This is a genomic window from Variovorax sp. OK605 (assembly GCF_900115445.1).
Taxonomy (GTDB): domain Bacteria; phylum Pseudomonadota; class Gammaproteobacteria; order Burkholderiales; family Burkholderiaceae_C; genus Variovorax.
In genome coordinates, this window is sequence record NZ_FOWL01000026.1 from 1 (window position 1) to 17,806 (window position 17,806).

A 17,806-nucleotide genomic window follows, 5' to 3' on the forward strand; every position below is an offset into this window, starting at 1 on the left:
GTCGTCTCGTCGGGGATCGCCTCCAGACCGAGTCCGGCGAACGTGCGCAGCGAGGCGATCTCGTACAAGGCTTCTTCCATCGCCGGGTCGCTCAGGGCGAACCAGTTCTGCATCAGGTGCACGCGCAGCATGGCTTGCAGCGGGTAGGGACGACGGCCTAGGCCTGCCACTGGATAGTGGGGCTCGATGACTTTGAGCAGCGCCTTCCACGGCACCACCAGTTCCATTTCGGCAAGGAAGATTTCGCGCCTGGTCTTCTTCCTCTTGCCCGCTTGCTCCGCATCCGCAAAACTGATCTGGCTCATCGCTCGTGCTCCTTCGCAGGGTTCAGTCCCTCACGCAAGAAACGTGCTCTTGATCAGACCTTCCCAAGGCGATCCTATCGGACTGGATGGTGGATGGAATCGGTTTGGGTATGTCGATGGAAATCCGTTGAGCTACGTCGATCCCGACGGCCTAGCTAAGATCGGCCGCAAGCCAACAGACCTCGAGCCGCTCGATGGCGGCGGCGGCTCTGGGGTAGGGGGCGGAGCAGGGGGAAGAGCCTCCGCGCCAAACTGCCCGCCAGTCACGTCAAGAATCAAAGAATCCCTCGGGCTTGTGAAAGAGGCTGAGAAGGCAGGCAAATCAAACCAGGATGGTATTGATCGACTCGTAGAGCGGATTCGACAAGGGGATACGAACCCGGGAATGGGCAGCAAGCCTATCGGTGATGGATTGTCAGAAGCTCGTGGCATAGACGGAAGCCCTGTCTATTTTCGGGAAACACCGAATGGCACTGAAATCCTTGGCAAGTCGAACAAGGACAACCAACAGTCCGTTATTAACGAAGTGCTTAAAGCCTTCGGGAGAAAGCAATGATGGAATTTTCTCTTCACTTCCCCGCAGGTCTCACCGAACCGACAGACGACGACAATGTCGATGTTCGGATCGAACTTGCGGATGGCCGCGCATTCAGTGTGACCTTCTTCACTGTTGCCAATCTGGTAACGCTCATGGCTCGCTGGGGGAAGACCGGGGAATGCGCAAATGGACTGTACATCTGGGCAAAGAACATGATCGTGGTACAGGAAATCTCGCAAGTAGTGATAAGAAAGGTCGTCCACGATCTTGTCGCAACCGGTGATATCGAATCAGTGGGTTGGCCAATTCGCTCGGAGGACTAGCTTGCACCACCTGCAGGTTCGCGCGACTCCTGCCGGCCGCCGCCGGCCCAGCCCGGCAGGCACCCGGGGGTGCGCGCCGGGTCGCTACTTTCGGTTTGACTTACCTATTGATTCCAACGTCACTCCTGGACGTGTGGCCAAGTCGACCACGGTCGACGTGTACGCCCACGTAGGCGACATCAACGCGAGTTGGATGCCCGCTGCAAGACCGAAAAAAACTGTGCGCATTGGTCAATCTTTCAAGAGGCATTCAACCTGAACATCTGCTTCGGAGTTCTTATCAAGGCCCCCGACGGGCGCTCGTGACTGAAATCGCCATCGAGGGCCACTGGTTCTGAACAGCAACTAAAACCAAGTCGAAGTTGCAGCTCCCAGCGCAAGCGGCCTCACATCACGCGCACTTCACTTGCCAAACAACCGGCTCACGCGTTGCCACAAGCGCAGCATGAAGCCCGCGCGTTCCACGTCAGCCTGTGCAACGAGCGGCGCTTCTCCCACCGGTTTGCCGTTCGACTCCGCGACGACCTTGCCGATCACCGTTCCCTTGGTCACCGGCGCTTCCAGGTCTGGCTTGACCTGCACCGAGGTGCTCACTTTCTGGCCGCGCGGCACCGTCACCGTCCAAGGCGAGCCCAGGCCTGCGGCAACGGTGTCGGCTTTGCCGAAGGTGATCTTGGGCGTCGCAACGACCGCGTTGGGCTGAATGGGGGTGGCCTGCTCGAAGTTGGCAAAGCCCCAACCGAGCAGCGAGCGCGTCTGGTCGGCGCGCGCCTGCATGCTGTTGGTGTTGAGGATCACAGTGATCAGGCGCATCCCGTTGCGCTTGGACGAAGTGACCAGACAGTAGCCCGCGTCCTGGGTGTGGCCGGTCTTCAGTCCGTCGACGGTGGGATCGGTGTAGAGCAGCGCATTGCGATTGCCCTGCTTGATCCCGTTGTACTTGAACTCACGCTCCGCGTAGATCGGGTAGTAGTCGGAACTGTCGTGGATGATCGCGCGCGCCAGGATCGCGAGGTCCCGCGCAGACGACTTGTGCTGGGGATCGGGCAGGCCCGTGGCATTCACGAAATGCGTGTGCGTCATGCCCAGGCGCTGGGCTTCGGCGTTCATGAGCTTGGCAAAGCCCTCTTCGGAGCCGGCCATGTGCTCTGCAATCGCCTTGGACGCGTCATTGCCCGACTGGATGATGATGCCGCGCAGGATGTCGATCACCGTGGCCTGGCTGTTGAGCGGCAAGTACATGCACGACTCGGTGCTCGAGCCACGGCACCAGGCGTTCTGGCTGACCGAGACAAGATCGTCCTTCTTGAGCTTGCCTGACCGGAGTGCCTGCTCGACCAGGAAGCTGGTCATCATCTTGGTCAGCGACGCCGGCGGGAGCGGTTCGTCGGGGTTGGCCGAGGCGAGCACCTCGCCCGATTCGAAGTCCATCAACAACCATGCCTTGGAGGCCAACGCCGGCGGCCCGCCGGCAACGGCGGTTTCTCCGGCGACGGGTGCCGCGGCAGGGGCGACGGCGGCGGGTTTCTTGTGGACTGCAGGCTTGGCGGCATGGGAGGCCGCGAAAGTCGCTGCGCCGGGAATCAGGGCGCCCGTGGCGATTGCCAGGACGAGGGGGAGGACGGAGGAGGTCTTGAGTTGCATTGGCTTACAGAAGCAGAAGCGGAAAGAAGATGGGGGCGGGTCGCGCGATTTCGATTGTGCCTAGAGGATCGGGAATCGCGGCGCAAGTTCAGTCAACTGAGTAGAACTGGGGTCAGATTCCAATTCTTTTGCCACCGCAGGCCGCCTCACTGCCACTGAGTTCCGCAGCTACGTCTGAGTTCAAGCTGGAAAATTTTGAGGTTGCGGTTCAAGCCTTCCGCAAGGCTTGTCGCGCCGATTCAGAAGATGCATTGAGACTTTGGGCACTGGCGAATTGCTGCGACGCGATGAGACGACCGAAAATCGCTGAACGATTTCTGCGCAAGGGACTGGAACTGAACGGACTCAAGGGCAGAGACAGAGCAGCATTTCGGGTCAATCTCGGAAACGCACTCTTCGATCAGAAGCGCTTCCTGGAAGCTGCAGCGGCTTACCTTCCCATCTGTGAACGACGAGATGAGACAGGGCGCAAAGCTCGCTCGAACTTCAAGAGGGCAAGTGAAATGGCGAGCAAATGAAATTGCAAGAGTCTTTCAACATGGAGCAGAAGAGCCCGAGCCCGCCTCGAACCCCAGCTACCCGCGCCGCAACCTGACGGCCCCACCCGCCCGCATCGCATCGACCTCGACTTCCCCACGCGTAACCCGCAGCGATCCCTTGGCTGCCAACCTCGCAGCCACCCTGCGCACATCAGGCATCAACGCCCGCCAGGCGACATCGTCCCTCGCCAGCGCACGTGCCACCTCCGACGGGCAAATCGAGGCGGCAGCATCGCGCTGCGCCAGCAGCGCGAATATGGTTCGCTCGATCGTTTCGTCGCTGGTCATCGAAGTTGCCCCTACAGCAAATCCGGCCGCTCTCTCATCGCATCCGCCGAGCCCTGTATCGCCGCACGCTCCTCAGCGCTGAATCGCCGAAGGTTCCTGGCCATCATCACCGTGCGCGGGTTGTTCTCCAGCATCCGCTCATGGCGCGCCACGAAGTCCCAGTACATCACCGTCATCGGGCATGCCCCTTCGCCGCTGCGCGTGCCCGGCTGGTACCGGCAACCGTCGCAGTAGTTGCTCATGCGCCGGATGTAGGCGCCGCCCGCGGCATAGGGCTTGGTCACGAAGCGCGCGCCATCGGCGAAGAGCGACATGCCCACGGTGTTCGGCAGCTCGACCCATTCCACCGCGTCGACATACACCGACAGGTACCACGCATGCACCTGCGCCGGTGCAACGCCGAAGGTGAGCGCGAAGTTGCCGGTGACCATCAGGCGCTGGATGTGATGGGCGTAGCCGGTGCGCAGGGTCTGGCCGATGGCCTGCTTCATGCAGTTCATGCCGACGTTGCCTGTCCAGTACCAGTCGGGCAGGTCGTGGTGGTGCTTCAGCGCGTTGGCATCGGCCAGGCGCGGCATTCGCCACCAGTACACGCCGCGCATGAACTCGCGCCACCCCAGAATTTGCCGCACGAACCCCTCCACCGATTCCAGCGGCACGGCGCCCGCGCGCCAATGCGCCACAGCGGCGTCGATCACCTCGCGCGGGTCGAGCAGTTTCAGGTTCAGCGACGAAGACAGGAGCCCGTGGTACAGAAAGGGCTCATCGGTCCACATGGCGTCCTGGAAGCGGCCGAAATCCTGCAGCCGGAACGCGATGAAGTCCTTCAGGGCCACCAGGGCCTGTTCGCGCGTCACCGGCCAGTCGAACCGGGCAGCGCTGCCGTAGTGGTCGCCGAAATGCGTTTCAACGTCGGCCAGCACCTCGCGGGTGATGGCATCGGGTGCGAACGAGGGCGGCGGTGGCAGCATGCCCGGCCCTTCGCGGCCGAAGGCGCCGCGGTTGTCGTGGTCGAAGTTCCACTGGCCGCCTTCGGGCCGGCCAAGGTCGTCCAGCAGCACCTGGTGTTTCAGCCGCATGTGCCGGTAGAAGGCCTCCATCACCAGGCGGCTCTTGCCCTGCGCGTGGTCTGCGAATTCGGCGCGCGAGGCCAGAAAGTGCAGGTCGTCCCGAACCACGAGCCGGACACCCGCGGCCTGGCAGACACCGGCAATCGCCTGCTCGAGCCGCCATTCCCCCGCCTCGGCCATCACGACGGCCTGAGGGCGGTGGCGCGACAGCGTGCCGGTCAAGGCGTCGCCGATCGAGCCGAAGCCGTGCGTGCCCAGCTTCAGGTAGTCCAGCGGCAGGCCGCGCGCGGTGAGTGCCTCGGCAAAGTGGCGCATCGCGGACAGAAAGAGGGCGGTGCGCATCCTGGCGCTGGGCACGTGCTCGGACTCTTCGCGCACCTCGGCCATCCACACGCGGTCTTGCGCGGCGTCGAAACCTTCGAACGCCACGCTTGACAGGCTCAGCTGGTCGCCCAGCACCACCACCAGATTTCGCATCGACAGGCACGGGTGAAATTACGGAATGCCAGCTTAGCGGCAGAGCGCCGCCGGCGCGCAAGGCCGGCGTGCAAGGCCCGGGTGCAAGGCCGGCGTGCAAGGCCCGGGTGCAAGGCCGGCGCACAAGGCCGGCGTGCAAGGCCGGCGTGCAATGCCTGGATTTCGCCACGCACGGATCGCCCGAACGGGGGGCCGGCGCCCACAATGGCCCGGGCTCATCCAAAACCCGAGCTGCTGCGTACAAGTGCCTGTGGCACGCGCGTCGACGTGCCCCAACGAGGAAAAACCGACATGCCGCAAGACATCTCATTTGCCATTCGCTGGGTCGAGAAGGGCCTGGTGCCGGACACGGTGATCCGCCGCGGCATTCGCCGCCTGCTGAAGGACCGGCTCCACGAGCTGCAGGCCGGCAACGCCCTGGCCGTGGCCGACCTGACGCAAGACTTCGTGGCCCGCATGGGCCAGGCCAACCTGGCGCCTCTGCCGGAAAAGGCCAACGAGCAGCACTACGAGGTTCCCGCCGCCTTCTTCGGCGAAGTGCTGGGAAATCACCGCAAATACAGCAGTTGCTACTGGCCGGAAGGCACGCAGACGCTGGAACAGGCTGAATCCGCCGCGCTGGCGGCCACCTGCGAGCGGGCCGGGCTGCTGGACGGGCAGGACGTGATGGAGCTGGGCTGCGGCTGGGGCTCGCTCACGCTGTGGATGGCCTCGCACTACCCGAACAGCCGGATCACGGCGCTGTCCAACTCCAATTCGCAGCGCGAATACATCGAGGCGCAGGCGGCCCGGCGGGGCCTGCGCAACGTGCGGGTGCTGACCCGCGACATCAACCAGTTCGACACCGACGAGCGCTTCGACCGGGTGGTGTCGGTCGAGATGTTCGAGCACCTGCGCAACTGGCCGCAGGCCTTTGCCAACGTGGCGCGGTGGCTGCGGCCCGGCGGGCGCTTCTTCATGCACGTGTTCGCCCACAAGGAGGCGCCGTACCCGTTCGAGGTGCGCGACCCGAGCGACTGGATGAGCAAGTACTTCTTCTCGGGCGGCATGATGCCCAGCGACGACCTGGCGCTGCACTGCCAGGACGACCTGCGCCTGCTGCGCCGCTGGCGCTGGGAAGGCAGCCACTACCAGCGCACGGCCGAGGCCTGGCTGCGCAACATGGACGAGCGCCGCGACGCGCTGCGCCCGCTGTTCCAGGCCACCTACGGCGCCGATGCCAACGTGTGGTGGACGCGCTGGCGGCTGTTCTTCATGTCGGTGGCGGAGCTGTTCGGCTTCGACCATGGGCAAAGATGGTGGGTGAGCCACTATCTGTTCGAGCGCCGCGCCGCATGACGCAGGTGGCGCTCGCGGGCCTGGCACTGACCGCATCGCTGGCCTTCCTGACGTGGGTGGCCAGCCTCGTTCGCCATGACGCGAGCCTGATCGACCGCATGTGGCCGGTGTGCATCGTGGGCGCGGGCATCGTCTATTTCGTGCTGCTGCCGGTGCAGACGCGGCGCGGGCTCTGCATGGCCGTCATCGGCGCGGCGTGGGCGGTGCGGCTGTGCCTGTACATCACCTGGCGCAACTGGGGCCACGGCGAAGACCGGCGCTACCAGGCGATTCGCGCGCGCAACCAGCCGAACTTCGGCTTCAGGAGCCTGTACCTGGTGTTCGCGCTGCAGGCGGTGCTGGCATGGGTGGTGTCCGCGCCGTTCCTGCCCGGCATGACGGCGCCGCGGCCGCTGGGCGCGCTCGACCTGCTGGGCATGGCGCTGGCGCTGTTCGGCACGTTCTTCGAGGCCATCGGCGACGCGCAGATGGCGCGCTTCAAGGCCGATCCCGCAAGCAAGGGCCAGGTGATGGACCGCGGCCTGTGGCGCTACACGCGGCACCCCAACTACTTCGGCGAAACCTGCGTCTGGTGGGGCCTGTGGCTCATGGCCATGGGCGGGGCAGGGTGGGGCGGCGCGTGGAGCGTGGTGTCGCCGCTGCTCATGACCTGGCTGCTGCTGAAGGTCTCGGGCGTTCGCATGCTCGAAGGCGACATCGGCGAGCGCCGGCCGGCATACCGCGACTACATCGCGCGCACCAACGCCTTCCTTCCGGGGCCGGTGCGCGGCAACTCCAAGGCGCCATGAGAAGCAACAACCACATCCACAACCGCCGCTGCAAACACAGCCTGCACCGCCTCCTCATGGCGGCCGCCCTGGCCACGCTGGCCGCGCTCTCCAACGGCGCCGCCGCCTCGGCCGCCGGACCGGCGCGCGGCGAATGGGACTTTCGCGTGCTGCTCGACGACGCCCCCATCGGCGAGCACCGCTTCGCGCTGGCCACCGCCGGCGACGAGCGCAAGCTGGTCAGCGAGGCCAGCTTCGCGGTGAAGCTGCTGGGCGTGACGGTCTACCGCTACCAGCACAGCGCCACCGAAATGTGGCGCGGCGACTGCCTGCGCCGGCTCAGCTCGAAGACCGACGACGACGGCACGCCCGAAAAGGTGAGCGCCGAAGCCGCCGGCGACAACGCACTGGCCGTGACCACGCCCAAGGGCACGCAGGCGGTCGAAGGCTGCGTGATGAGCTTCGCCTACTGGAACCCGGCCATCCGCACACAGGCCCGGCTGCTGAACGCGCAGAGCGGCAAGCTCGAGGCGGTGCAGGTCAGCCGCGCCGGCAGCGGCACCGTGGAGGTGCGCGGCCAGCCGGTGGCCGCCACGCGCTGGCGCATTGCGACCGACGCGCAGCCCATCGACGTCTGGTATTCGGCGCAGGGCGAGTGGCTGGGGCTCGATTCCACGGTCAGCGGGAACCGAAAACTCAGTTACCGGCTCAAGTAGCTGGCCTTTGCATTGTTTTTGCTTGCGTGGCTGTTCCAGGGCCCGGCGCCCAAGGCCCTGCCGGGCGATTCGCCCGGACAGGCTGCGTTCAGCTGCCGGGCCTACAAGGCAAAGACTTGCAAAACTGCAATGCCGAAAGGGAAGCGATGAACGGTTCGAAATTCCAACTGCTCGACAGCTACTTCGACGCAAGGCTCCTGGAGCCCCGCCACGATGCGGACGCGGCCGACCGGGCGCGCCGGGCGCAGCGGATGTCGCAGCGGCTCAACGAGCTGGCGTACCCGGTGTTCTGCGAATTCGCCCAGTACTTCGAGGCCAAGCTGGGCGACGCGGCCGAGTGCTACGTCGACCGCGAGGAGGCCCAGGGCCGCGACGCCCCGCCGCACGTCGGTTTTCGCTGGGGCGCGCAGGGCGGGCGGCTCAACGAGGTGGTGTTCACCGGCGACATCGAGGCCGGCGAGGTGCACGCCACCTGGCGCTGCTGGCGCAACGGCATTCCGGTGCTGGGCGACAAGACGCTCGACCCCTTCTGGTCGCCGCCGGTGGTGCACGCGATGCTGCAGGAGCTGATCTTCCAGTTCCCGCCGGTCTGATGCGGCGCCGGCCATGCGCGCAGCCCTTGGAGCCGTCGCCCTTGTCGGGTTGGCCGTGCTCGTGGGCGTGGTGTACGAGCAGGCCGGCCGCTACCGCGCCGCGCGCGACTTTCCGCCGCCGGGGCAGATGGTCGACGTCGGCGGGCGGCGCATCCAGCTCGACTGCCGCGGCACGGGTTCGCCCACCGTCGTGTTCGAGTCCGGCCAGGGCCCCGACGGTTCGCTGAGCTGGTCGGCCGTGCAGCCGAAGGTGGCGGCGCACACGCGGGCCTGCGCCTACAGCCGCGCGGGGCTGATGTGGAGCGACCCGTCGAGCGCGCCTTCCAGCGCCAGGCAGGTGGCGCAAGACCTTCATGACGCATTGGCCCGCGCGGGCGAGCGGGGCCCGTTCGTGATGGTGGGGCAGTCGATAGGCGGGCCCTACGTCGTGAGCTTCACGCACTACTTCGGCGCCGAGGTGGCGGGGCTGGTGCTGGTCGACCCTTCGCATCCGGACCAGGTGGCGCGGGTTGCGGGCTACATGACGGAGTCGCGCTCGCTGCTGTCGCGCGTCGTCATGGGCCTGGGGTGGTCGGGCCTGGTGCGCCTTGCTGCCCCGAGGCTCTTGCCGCAAGCACCCAACCAGACAGCACATGACGTGCAGGCGGTGCGCGCCTTCGCACCCACGTCGTTTCGCACCGAGCTCGCCGAAGGCGATGCCACCGACCGCACGCTGGCCGAGGCGGGCGCCTTTCGCGACCTGGGCGACCGGCCGCTGGCCGTGCTCACCGCCATGGCGCCCTACACGGCCGGCGAGCTGCGCGGCATGAAGATCACGCCCGGGCAGGGCAAGGAAGTGCAGGCGCTCTGGAAGCAGATGCACGACGACATCACCCACTGGTCCACGCGCGGCACGCACCGGCTGCTGCCGAACGCGGGCCACGACATCCAGTTCGACGACCCCGGTGCGGTGGTCGACGCGGTGCTGTCGGTCGTCGAGAGAGTGCGCGCGGCAGGCGCCGCCGCGTCTGCAGCTGTGCCCAAGAACTCACCGTGACGGCACGGCCACCGGCGCGTCGGCCGGCGAGGCCGAGCGCCCGATCATCCACGCGCACACCGCGGACACCAGCCCCGCGAACAGCACGTACATGCAGATCTGCCACGGCTGCCCGCCGCCCGACTTGAGCAGCGCGGTCGCAATGATCGGCGTGATGCCCGAGGCGAAGATGCCCGAGAACTGGTAGACGAAGCTGATGCCCGTGTAGCGCACCTTGGCGTCGAACAGGTCGCAGAACAGCGCCGCCTCCGGCCCGTACACCGACGCATACAGGATGCCGAAGGGCACGATGATCGACAGCCAGATCAGCAGCACGTTGCCCCCGCTGTGCGTCATGAGCCAGAAGCCCGGAAACGCCGACACGGCCGTGATGATCGACCCCCACATGTAGACCTTGGGCCGTCCGAGCCGGTCGGACAGGCGCCCGAAGAACGGAATGGCAAAGCACATGACCACCGCCGACGCCATCACGCCCAGCAGCGCCTCGGTGCGGCTGATCTTGATGGTGCTCGTGAGGTAGTTGATGGAGAACACGCCGAAGATGTTGAAGAACACCCCGTCGATGTAGCGCGCGCCCATGCCCTTGAGCACATTGCCCGGATAGCGCCGGATCATGTCCATGAACGGAATGCGCAGCTCGGCGTTGCGCGCCTTCACGGCCGCGAACTCCGGCGTTTCCTGCACGTGCAGTCGGATGTACATGCCCACCATCACCATCGCGCCCGAGATGAGGAAGGCAATGCGCCAGCCCCAGGCCAGGAACTGCTCGTCGGTGAGCAGCGACGACAGCAGCGCCACCACGCCCGAGGCCAGGCACAGGCCGATGGCCAGCCCGATCTGCGGCAGCGACGCATAGAAGCCGCGCTTTTCCTTCGGCGCGTACTCGTACGCCATCAGCACCGCGCCGCCCCACTCGCCGCCCAGCCCGATGCCCTGCGCCACCCGAAGCAGCAGCAACAGCAAGGGCGCCGCAACGCCGATCTGCGCATAGGTGGGCACCAGCCCGATCAGGAAGGTGGCCACGCCCATGATCATCAGCGTGATGATGAGCATGCTCTTGCGCCCGATCTTGTCGCCGAAGTGGCCGAAGATCACGCCGCCCAGGGGCCGCGTGACGAAGCCCACCGCGAAGGTGGTGTAGGCCAGCAAGGTCGACACCACCGGGTCGCTGCCCGGAAAGTAGAGCTTGTTGAACACGATGCCGGCCACCACGCCGTACAGGAAGAAGTCGTACCACTCGATGGTGGCGCCCACCAGGGCCGAAACCACCACCCTGCGAATCGCTTTCTCGTCGCTTGCACTCATGTTTGTCTCCGATGAGGTTGTTGTCGTGGCGGCCTCTTCGCTCCTTGCTCTGCGAGCCGGAGCCTCGGGCCTTCGGTCGTGCGGAAAAAACTACAACGTGGCGGCGGCCGCCCTCGCGTCCTCTCTGATCAGGTCGACGGCCTTCTCGGCCATCATCACGGCGGGCGCGTTGGTGTTGCCCGACACCAGCGTGGGCATGGCCGAGCAGTCGATCACGCGCAGCCCCGCCACGCCGTGCACGCGCAGCCGCGCGTCGACCACGGCGAGCGCGTCGCTGCCCATGCGGCAGGTGCCGGTGGGGTGGAAGATGGTGGCGCCGTTGTTGCGGCAGAACTCCAGCAGGTCGGCGTCGCTTTCGGCCTGCGGGCCGGGCTTGACCTCGCGCTTCACGTAGGGGCGCATGGCGGGCGCCTCGGCAATGGCGCGCGCCGCCTTCACGCCGGCCACGGTGGTGGCGCGGTCGAGCTCGGTGGCGAGGTAGTTGGGCTGCATCTCGGGCGGCTCGGCCACGTCGAGCGAGCGAATGCGCACGTGGCCCCGCGACTCGGGCCGCAGCTGGCACACCGACATCGTGAAGCCCGAGTAGGGGTGCACCTTGCCGCCGGCCATGTCGGCCGACAGCGTGGCCACGTGGAACTGGATGTCGGGCGTGGCCGCCACGGGTTGGCCGTTGGCATCTTTCAGCGCGCGCATGAAGCACCCGCCCTGGTTGATGCCCACGGCCAGCGGCCCGGTGCGGTGCAGCAGCCATTCGAGGCCCATGCCCACCTGGCCGAACCAGGAGTTGAGCTGGTCGTTGGTGGTGATGGGCTTGGTGCACTCGTAGCCCAGGCGAATCTGCAGGTGGTCCTGCAGGTTCTCGCCCACGCCGGGCAGCTCGTGCACCACCGCAATGCCGAATCGCTCCAGCAGCGCGCGCGGGCCGATGCCCGAGAGCTGCAGCAACTGCGGCGACTGGATCGAGCCGGCCGACAGCAGCACCTCGGCGCGGCAGCGCGCGGTCTTGAGCACGCCGCCTTGCCGGTAGCCGATGCCGGCGGCGCGCCGCCCGTCGAACACCAGCTTGCCGGCCAGCGCGTCGGTCTCGATGCGCAGGTTGGGCCGCTGCTTCACGGCGGGTGTCAGGTAGGCCTTGGCCGTGCTGCAGCGCCAGCCCTTGTGCGTGGTCAGCTGGTAGTAGCCCGCGCCTTCCTGCGCGGCGCCGTTGAAGTCGTCGGTGCGCGGCACGCCGGTCTGCTGCGCGCCGCCGATGAAGGCCTCGATCAGCTCGTGCCTGGCCGCGATGTTCGACACCTTCAGCGGCCCGTTGCCGCCGTGGAAGGCATCGCCGCCGCGCTGGTTGCCTTCGGACTTGATGAAGTAGGGCAGCACGTCGTCGTAGCCCCAGCCCTGGTTGCCCAGCGCGGCCCAGTGGTCGTAGTCCTCGCGCTGGCCGCGGATGTAGATCAGCCCGTTGATCGCGCTGGAACCGCCCAGCGTCTTGCCGCGCGGCCAGTAGATGCGCCGGCCGTTCATGTTCGGGTCGGGGTCGGTCTCGAAGCGCCAGTTGTAGGTAGGGCTCCACATCGTCTTGCCGTAGCCGATGGGCAGGTGGATCCACAGCGAGCGGTCGGGCGGGCCGGCTTCGAGCAGCAGCACGCGCGTGGCCGGGTCTTCGCTCAGCCGGGCGGCCAGCACGCAGCCGGCGGAACCGGCGCCGACAACGATGTAGTCGAACTCTTCTTCGGGCATGCAACGGGGTCCTGGAGTGGAACAATCGCGAGGCTCGGCCGCATACTAGGCCAATGATTTTCGGAACGCAATGTTCCATTTTTAAGGTTTACCCGCATGCCCCGTTCCGCGCGCGCCTCCATCGCAGTGCCAGTTGCCGTGCCAGCTGCAGTGCCCGCCGCCGTGATTCCCGCCGACGAACCCGAGGCCGGCTCAGGCTCTTCGGCCGAGCGCAGCCTGCGTCTGCTGGCGCTGCTGGCCAACGCGGGCCGCGCCCTCACGCTGGCCGAACTGGCCGCGCAGCTCGGCCTGCCCAAGGGCACGGCGCACCGCATCTGCACCCAGTTGCTGGCCACCGGTTTCCTGGCGCGCGACGTGGACGAGCGCTCGTTCAGCGTCGGCCCCGCGCTGCGCAAGCTGGCCTTCGACACGCTCAACCACGGCGTGGTGCGCGGCCTGCGGCACGAGGTGCTGTCGGAGCTGGTGCGCCAGGTCGGCGAAACCTGCAACCTCACCACGCTCGACGGCGCGCAGGTGCTCTACCTCGACCGCGTCGAGGCGCAATGGCCGCTGCGCCTCACGCTGGACGTGGGCTCGCACGTGCCGCTGCATTGCACGGCCAGCGGCAAGCTGTTCCTGGCGTCGATGCCCAAGAAGGAGCGCGACGCGCGCATCGACCACCTGCCGCTGGAGCGCATGACGGCCAACACGCTGGTGACGGCCGAGGCGCTGCGCGCCGAGTGCGAGGCGATCGCCAAGGGCGGCTACTCGTGCGACCGCGAGGAGTTCATTGCCGGGCTGGTGGCCGTGGCCGTGCCGGTGCGCGACGCGGCGGGCGGGGTGCGCGCCGCGCTGGCGGTGCACGCGCCGACGGCGCGCATGTCGATGGACGACGCGCTCGAGCGCATCGACGCGCTGAAGGCCGCGGCGCAGCGCATGAGCGGGCTGCTCTGATGCGCCCGAGGCGCTAACCCTCGTAGCCGATGTCGAGCCGCACCAGCGCGCCGTTGCGGTCGATGCGGTCCGCGCGAAAGTAGTGACGCCCGCGGTAGCTGTCGAGGTGCAGCGGCACGGCCACCGGTTCGCCCCAGCTCGTGATCGCGAAGCCCTGGCCGCGCAGCCACTGCAGCAGCGCGTCGAGCCGCGGCGGGTCGGCATCGACGCGAATGTCCGCGTCGGCGGGCGGCGTGCCTTGCGGGTCGTCGAGCCAGCGTGCGAAGCTGCCGATCAAGGTGAAGGCATGGCCCTGTGCGCGCAAGGCGTCGAGCAGCTCCGACGTGGCCTGCAGGTCGATGCGCTCGCGCTGCTTGCGAAACACCAAGGCGTATTCATGCCGCCGGTCGGTGCGCGCTGAGGCCGTGTCGTCGTCGCCCGCGTGCGGGTAGACCAGCACCCGCTCTTCCACCATCGTGAACAGCGCGCCGAGGATGCGCGCAAGGTCGAACGCCAGCGGCAGCACGCGATCGCCGAGGCGAACGTTTTCCACCATCGCGATGCAATGGCCGCCCTCGCGCAAGTCCGCGCGCACGCTGTGGAAAACGTCGCGCAGGCCGTCGAGGTGCTGCGCGTAGCTGCGGCTGTCGTAGAGCTGCGATGCGGCATCGGCGCCAGGCCATCGGCAGCCGAAGTAGGGCACGTTGGTCAGGCACAGGTCCAGGGGCGGCAATGCGGCGCCCTGCAACGCGTCGCACGACCCGTGCAGCAGGGCCACGCCATGGCCGAGGCCGTGCCGCGCCAGCCGCTCGCGCGCGAGCTCGACGCGTTGTGCATCGACCTCGCAGCCGACGGCCAGCCGGTCTTCGAGCCGCGCGGCCAGCAGCGTGGTGCCGAAGCCCGCGAACGGGTCGAACACGGTCTCGCCGGGCCGGGAGAACTGCCGCACGAAGGGCGTCATCTGCTCGACCCAGCCGCAGTCGCGCCCGCCCAGCGGGTCGCGTGCGCGCAGGTCGTCGGGCAGCCGGTGGCGCGGCGACTCCGCCTCGAGCATCAGCCAGCTGTGGCTAGGCATGGGGGAGCACCTCGTCGTTGCGTGCCTCGTCGTTGCGGCTGTCGTCGCTTCGGGTGTCGAGCAGCACGTCGCGCCCGGGCTCCCAGCCCGCGCACAGCTGTCCGTCGGGAAAGTAGACGAGCTTGTAGACGTCGCCGCTGGCATGGCGCTGGTGCATGGCGCCGTAGTCGGCGCTCTCGAACACCACGCGCAGCCCGCTCGCGGTGCGCAGGCGCAGGTTCCAGAAGTAGTAGCCCTCGGTCAGGCTGTCGAGCGTCCAGCCGCGCGAGACATCGGCGTCGTCGAGGCAGGCGGCGAGCAGCTCGTCCATCGACACGCGGTGCGTGCCCAGGAAGCGCGCCGTGGCGTTGTCGCGGTAGCTGTCGTCCAGCCGCGAGAACTCGCGGAACACCACCGTGCCGGCGCCGCAGCGTTGCGCCCAGCGCAGGTACGCCGCCACGTCCGCCGGCTGCGCCACGCCGCCGCGCTGAAGAATGCACACCAGCCGCAGTGCCACCGCGTCGGCCAGCTGCCGCGCGGTGCGTTCGAACACCGCCTGCTCGCCGATGGCCACGCCGGGCCTGAACCGCATGATGGCCTGGTTGGCGGCGCCGTCATGGTGGTGGCGGGACAGTTCGAGCCAGCTCAGCCCGAAGGCCTGCAGCGCATCGCGCAGTTGCGCGCCGCGAGGGGCGGCAAAGCCGGCGCCGTTGCTGTAGAGCACGCGGTCCTCGACCACCGGGCCGTCGCGTTCGCCGGCGGCCAGCACGTCGAGCAGCTGCAGCATCCAGTCGGCGTCGTCGCTGGTTTCAAGACCTGAGAGCGACCACGACAGCGGCACGCCGCGCAAAGCCCGCAGCGTGCGCGCCAGGCCCTCGAAGTAGCCGGCTCCTGGCCGCAGGCGGGAGGCTGCGACCGCGCCGTCGGCCTTGCGCAGGTTTTCCGAGCAGAAGCTGCAGCGCGCCGAACACGGCTGCACCGCGGCATAAGGCGTGAACGTGATCGGCTGCGCAAAGCGGCGCGGCGTGCCGCCAAGGGTGTGCGTGTGCCAGCGCGCGCCTTCGCCGGCATCGGGCGCGCGCAGGGCCACCTGGCCGACGGCCCCGCGCAGGCGCTCGAACAGCGGCGAGCTCGCGCTGCGCGGCAAGGCGGCGACGGCGACCTTGCGCACGTCGTGGATCGGAATGCGCGAGAGTGCGGGAGACATGAGGGATGGCAGGCCGGTCGGTGAATGCAGCTTCACGGCAGCACCGCCGGGGTCGGCGGCATCCGCTGCACTGGAGGCACCGGAGGCTACTTCACAAGGCGGCAGTGCGTGAGCTTGGGCGAGGGTACCAAGGCCGTGGCCAGAAAGCCTTCGTTGAGGCATTCGAAAACCAGGGTCGACGAGAACTGGAAAGGCGTCATCTTCTGGTCCTTGAACTTCGGCTTCAGGGCTTCCTGGTCGCTCACCTCGAAGCTGGTGTCGAACTGCGATCCATCGTCGGTGACGGCCCCGAAATAGGTGCCGCCCGCTTCGCTGCCCATGCGCATCACGCGGCCACTGAAGGCCAGGCGCTTCTGCGTGTACCTGGCCGTTGCCTGTTGCGGGTTGGCCTTGTACGCCGCCACGATGTCGTTGTAGCCGAGCACGGGCGCGGCGTTGTCGGCCTGCGCGGTGCCGTGCCAGAGGGCTGCCGCGGCGAGCAGCGAGAGCGCGGGAAGGAAAGCGGCCAGCCGGCCGGCATTTTTTTGCATGTGGTTCACCCCTGAGTGTTTTTTTGATGGAGACGCCGCGGATGCCTGCGCCTGTCGCGCGAAAGCGGCGTCGTCGTGCCTCGACGGCTGGGCGAATATACAAGCGGGCGTGCCTTGAAAACTTTCTCCTGACGGTGTTCGCGGGCCGAGAATCCGGGGTATCCGAAGTGGGGAACGCCATGCTCAACGTCGCCGAGTCCATCCGCAATTTCAACGCAGGCCGCGAGCCCGAACGCCTGGCGATGAAGTACGCCAGCCTGCGCACCAGCCCCTTCGTGTTCCTGCGCGGCACCTGCCACCTGTTCTACGACCGCTTGCCGGGCGACGCGCTGTTCTCCAAGGCGCCGGCGGGCTGGCTGTGCGGCGACGCGCACCTGGAGAACTTCGGCAGCTACAAGGGCGACAACCGGCTCGTGTACTTCGACCTCAACGACTTCGACGAAGCGGCGCTGGCGCCCGTCACCTGGGAGCTGGTGCGCTTTCTCTCGAGCATCCTGGTGGCGGGCGACGGCCTGCGCGCCACCGCCGACGAAGCGGCCGCGCTGTGCCAGGTGTTCCTCGACGCCTACGCCGCGGCGCTGGTGCCCGGCAAGGCCCGCTGGCTGGAGCGCGACACCGCCGAAGGGCTGGTGCAGGAACTGCTGGACACCCTCAAGGCCCGCAGCCGCCCCGCCTTCCTCGACCACCGCACCGACCGCAAGGGCCGCGGCCGCGTCATCCGCTGCGACGGCAAGCGCGCGCTGAAGGCCGACGACGACGCGCGCGCCCGCGTCACCAAGCTCATCGACACCTTCGCCGCCACGCAGGACAAGCCCGGTTTCTTCAAGGTGCTCGACGTGGCGCGTCGCGTCGCGGGCACCGGCAGCCTGGGCGTGGCGCGCTACATCGTGCTGGTCGAAGGCAAGGGCTCGCCCGACGGCAACTACCTGCTCGACCTGAAGGAGGCACTGCCCTCGTCGCTGGCACCGCACCTGAAGCTCGCGCAACCCGCATGGCCTTCGCAGGCGCACCGCGTGGTGGGCTTGCAGCGCCGCATGCAGGCCGTGTCGATGGCATTCCTGCATCCCATCGTGGGCGCGAAGGATTCACCGTCTCACGTGCTGCGCGGCCTGCAGCCCAGCGAAGACCGCGTGAGCCTGGGCGCCGCGGGCACCAGCCTCGAACAGATCCGCGGCGTCATCGGCGAGATGGGGCAACTCATCGCCTGGGCGCAACTGCGCAGCGCGGGCCGGCAGGGCTCGGCCGACGCGGACGTGCTGGTCGATTTCGGGGGCTCGGTGACGTCGTGGGGCGCCGACCTGCTGGCGGCGGCACATGCCTGTGCGGCGCAGGTGAGGGCGGACTGGAAGGACTACTGCGAGGCTTTCGATGCGGGGGCGATGGCGTTGCCCGCGCAGAAGCGGGGCGACCGATGAGCCTCCAGCTGAACGGGC

18 protein-coding genes are annotated in these 17,806 nt (G+C 67.6%); 9 read left to right on the plus strand and 9 right to left on the minus strand.

Going from position 1 to position 17,806, the window contains the following annotated elements:
• On the minus strand, positions 1–305 hold a 305-nt coding region (locus BM013_RS37570; protein WP_143098466.1), incomplete at its 3' end, for a transposase.
• Between the two features lie 49 nt (positions 306–354).
• Here BM013_RS37570 and BM013_RS40960 point away from each other — a divergent pair.
• Together BM013_RS40960 and BM013_RS37575 are read left to right on the plus strand one after the other, a co-directional pair.
• Positions 355–861 carry an RHS repeat-associated core domain-containing protein gene (locus tag BM013_RS40960; protein WP_143098467.1) on the plus strand — a complete coding sequence of 169 codons (507 nt, stop codon included), beginning with the start codon at positions 355–357 and terminating at the stop codon, positions 859–861.
• Positions 861–1,166, plus strand: a complete 306-nt coding sequence (locus BM013_RS37575) for a hypothetical protein (RefSeq protein WP_143098468.1) — start codon at positions 861–863, stop codon at positions 1,164–1,166. The genes BM013_RS40960 and BM013_RS37575 overlap by 1 nt, the downstream gene beginning before the upstream one ends.
• A 402-nt stretch (positions 1,167–1,568) precedes the next feature.
• Here BM013_RS37575 and BM013_RS37580 read toward each other — a convergent pair whose 3' ends face one another.
• The 3 genes from BM013_RS37580 to BM013_RS37590 all read right to left on the minus strand — a co-directional run bounded on the left by BM013_RS37580 (position 1,569) and on the right by BM013_RS37590 (position 5,184).
• On the minus strand, positions 1,569–2,810 hold the full coding sequence (locus tag BM013_RS37580) for a D-alanyl-D-alanine carboxypeptidase family protein (RefSeq protein WP_093135197.1): 1,242 nt from the start codon (positions 2,808–2,810) through the stop codon (positions 1,569–1,571).
• Between the two features lie 575 nt (positions 2,811–3,385).
• Positions 3,386–3,637, minus strand: a complete 252-nt coding sequence (locus BM013_RS37585) for a DUF3253 domain-containing protein (RefSeq protein WP_093135200.1) — start codon at positions 3,635–3,637, stop codon at positions 3,386–3,388.
• Positions 3,638–3,648: 11 nt separating this feature from the next.
• Positions 3,649–5,184 carry a cryptochrome/photolyase family protein gene (locus tag BM013_RS37590; protein ID WP_177225673.1) on the minus strand — a complete coding sequence of 512 codons (1,536 nt, stop codon included), beginning with the start codon at positions 5,182–5,184 and terminating at the stop codon, positions 3,649–3,651.
• Between the two features lie 291 nt (positions 5,185–5,475).
• Between BM013_RS37590 and BM013_RS37595 the strand changes: the two genes are divergently transcribed.
• The 5 genes from BM013_RS37595 (at position 5,476) to BM013_RS37615 (ending at position 9,634) form a co-directional block, all read left to right on the plus strand.
• Positions 5,476–6,522 (plus strand): SAM-dependent methyltransferase, encoded by a 1,047-nt coding sequence (locus BM013_RS37595; protein WP_093135205.1) that lies wholly within the window; start codon positions 5,476–5,478, stop codon positions 6,520–6,522.
• Positions 6,519–7,310, plus strand: a complete 792-nt coding sequence (locus tag BM013_RS37600) for a DUF1295 domain-containing protein (protein WP_093135208.1) — start codon at positions 6,519–6,521, stop codon at positions 7,308–7,310. Before BM013_RS37595 ends, BM013_RS37600 begins: the two co-directional genes overlap by 4 nt.
• Positions 7,307–8,005 carry a DUF6134 family protein gene (locus BM013_RS37605; protein ID WP_256221862.1) on the plus strand — a complete coding sequence of 233 codons (699 nt, stop codon included), beginning with the start codon at positions 7,307–7,309 and terminating at the stop codon, positions 8,003–8,005. The genes BM013_RS37600 and BM013_RS37605 overlap by 4 nt, the downstream gene beginning before the upstream one ends.
• A 146-nt stretch (positions 8,006–8,151) precedes the next feature.
• Positions 8,152–8,598 carry a hypothetical protein gene (locus BM013_RS37610; protein ID WP_093135210.1) on the plus strand — a complete coding sequence of 149 codons (447 nt, stop codon included), beginning with the start codon at positions 8,152–8,154 and terminating at the stop codon, positions 8,596–8,598.
• 13 nt (positions 8,599–8,611) lie between these two features.
• Positions 8,612–9,634 carry an alpha/beta fold hydrolase gene (locus BM013_RS37615; RefSeq protein WP_093135213.1) on the plus strand — a complete coding sequence of 341 codons (1,023 nt, stop codon included), beginning with the start codon at positions 8,612–8,614 and terminating at the stop codon, positions 9,632–9,634.
• On the opposite strand, the gene BM013_RS37620 is transcribed toward BM013_RS37615, so the two are convergent.
• A complete protein-coding gene (locus BM013_RS37620; RefSeq protein WP_093135216.1) occupies positions 9,626–10,939 on the minus strand; it encodes an MFS transporter in 1,314 nt (437 codons plus the stop codon). The two genes, BM013_RS37615 and BM013_RS37620, sit on opposite strands and share 9 nt — an antisense overlap.
• A 90-nt stretch (positions 10,940–11,029) precedes the next feature.
• Entirely contained in the window at positions 11,030–12,670 is a 1,641-nt protein-coding gene (locus BM013_RS37625) for a GMC family oxidoreductase (RefSeq protein ID WP_093135218.1), read from the minus strand.
• A gap of 96 nt (positions 12,671–12,766) precedes the next feature.
• Here BM013_RS37625 and BM013_RS37630 point away from each other — a divergent pair, with 96 nt between their 5' ends.
• Positions 12,767–13,603 (plus strand): IclR family transcriptional regulator, encoded by an 837-nt coding sequence (locus tag BM013_RS37630; RefSeq protein WP_093135221.1) that lies wholly within the window; start codon positions 12,767–12,769, stop codon positions 13,601–13,603.
• A gap of 13 nt (positions 13,604–13,616) precedes the next feature.
• Here the strand turns inward: BM013_RS37630 and BM013_RS37635 are convergent, their stop codons facing one another.
• The 3 genes from BM013_RS37635 to BM013_RS37645 all read right to left on the minus strand — a co-directional run bounded on the left by BM013_RS37635 (position 13,617) and on the right by BM013_RS37645 (position 16,373).
• Positions 13,617–14,657, minus strand: a complete 1,041-nt coding sequence (locus BM013_RS37635) for a DNA methyltransferase (protein ID WP_093135224.1) — start codon at positions 14,655–14,657, stop codon at positions 13,617–13,619.
• On the minus strand, positions 14,650–15,843 hold the full coding sequence (locus BM013_RS37640) for a hypothetical protein (protein ID WP_093135226.1): 1,194 nt from the start codon (positions 15,841–15,843) through the stop codon (positions 14,650–14,652). The genes BM013_RS37635 and BM013_RS37640 overlap by 8 nt, the downstream gene beginning before the upstream one ends.
• 86 nt (positions 15,844–15,929) lie before the next feature.
• A complete protein-coding gene (locus BM013_RS37645) occupies positions 15,930–16,373 on the minus strand; it encodes a hypothetical protein (RefSeq protein WP_143098469.1) in 444 nt (147 codons plus the stop codon).
• Positions 16,374–16,552: 179 nt separating this feature from the next.
• On the opposite strand from BM013_RS37645, the gene BM013_RS37650 reads away from it, so the two are divergent.
• Positions 16,553–17,788, plus strand: a complete 1,236-nt coding sequence (locus tag BM013_RS37650) for a DUF2252 domain-containing protein (RefSeq protein ID WP_093135231.1) — start codon at positions 16,553–16,555, stop codon at positions 17,786–17,788.
• Positions 17,789–17,806: the final 18 nt, after the last annotated feature.

Bases quoted from the DNA above. Each gene is read 5' to 3' on its own strand.
- BM013_RS37575 (WP_143098468.1), top strand. From the start codon at position 861: ATGGAATTTTCTCTTCACTTCCCCGCAGGTCTCACCGAACCGACAGAC.
- BM013_RS37580 (WP_093135197.1), bottom strand. From the start codon at position 2,810: ATGCAACTCAAGACCTCCTCCGTCCTCCCCCTCGTCCTGGCAATCGCC.
- BM013_RS37585 (WP_093135200.1), bottom strand. From the start codon at position 3,637: ATGACCAGCGACGAAACGATCGAGCGAACCATATTCGCGCTGCTGGCG.
- BM013_RS37590 (WP_177225673.1), bottom strand. From the start codon at position 5,184: ATGCGAAATCTGGTGGTGGTGCTGGGCGACCAGCTGAGCCTGTCAAGC.
- BM013_RS37595 (WP_093135205.1), top strand. From the start codon at position 5,476: ATGCCGCAAGACATCTCATTTGCCATTCGCTGGGTCGAGAAGGGCCTG.
- BM013_RS37600 (WP_093135208.1), top strand. From the start codon at position 6,519: ATGACGCAGGTGGCGCTCGCGGGCCTGGCACTGACCGCATCGCTGGCC.
- BM013_RS37605 (WP_256221862.1), top strand. From the start codon at position 7,307: ATGAGAAGCAACAACCACATCCACAACCGCCGCTGCAAACACAGCCTG.
- BM013_RS37610 (WP_093135210.1), top strand. From the start codon at position 8,152: ATGAACGGTTCGAAATTCCAACTGCTCGACAGCTACTTCGACGCAAGG.
- BM013_RS37615 (WP_093135213.1), top strand. From the start codon at position 8,612: ATGCGCGCAGCCCTTGGAGCCGTCGCCCTTGTCGGGTTGGCCGTGCTC.
- BM013_RS37620 (WP_093135216.1), bottom strand. From the start codon at position 10,939: ATGAGTGCAAGCGACGAGAAAGCGATTCGCAGGGTGGTGGTTTCGGCC.
- BM013_RS37625 (WP_093135218.1), bottom strand. From the start codon at position 12,670: ATGCCCGAAGAAGAGTTCGACTACATCGTTGTCGGCGCCGGTTCCGCC.
- BM013_RS37630 (WP_093135221.1), top strand. From the start codon at position 12,767: ATGCCCCGTTCCGCGCGCGCCTCCATCGCAGTGCCAGTTGCCGTGCCA.
- BM013_RS37635 (WP_093135224.1), bottom strand. From the start codon at position 14,657: ATGCCTAGCCACAGCTGGCTGATGCTCGAGGCGGAGTCGCCGCGCCAC.
- BM013_RS37640 (WP_093135226.1), bottom strand. From the start codon at position 15,843: ATGTCTCCCGCACTCTCGCGCATTCCGATCCACGACGTGCGCAAGGTC.
- BM013_RS37645 (WP_143098469.1), bottom strand. From the start codon at position 16,373: ATGCAAAAAAATGCCGGCCGGCTGGCCGCTTTCCTTCCCGCGCTCTCG.
- BM013_RS37650 (WP_093135231.1), top strand. From the start codon at position 16,553: ATGCTCAACGTCGCCGAGTCCATCCGCAATTTCAACGCAGGCCGCGAG.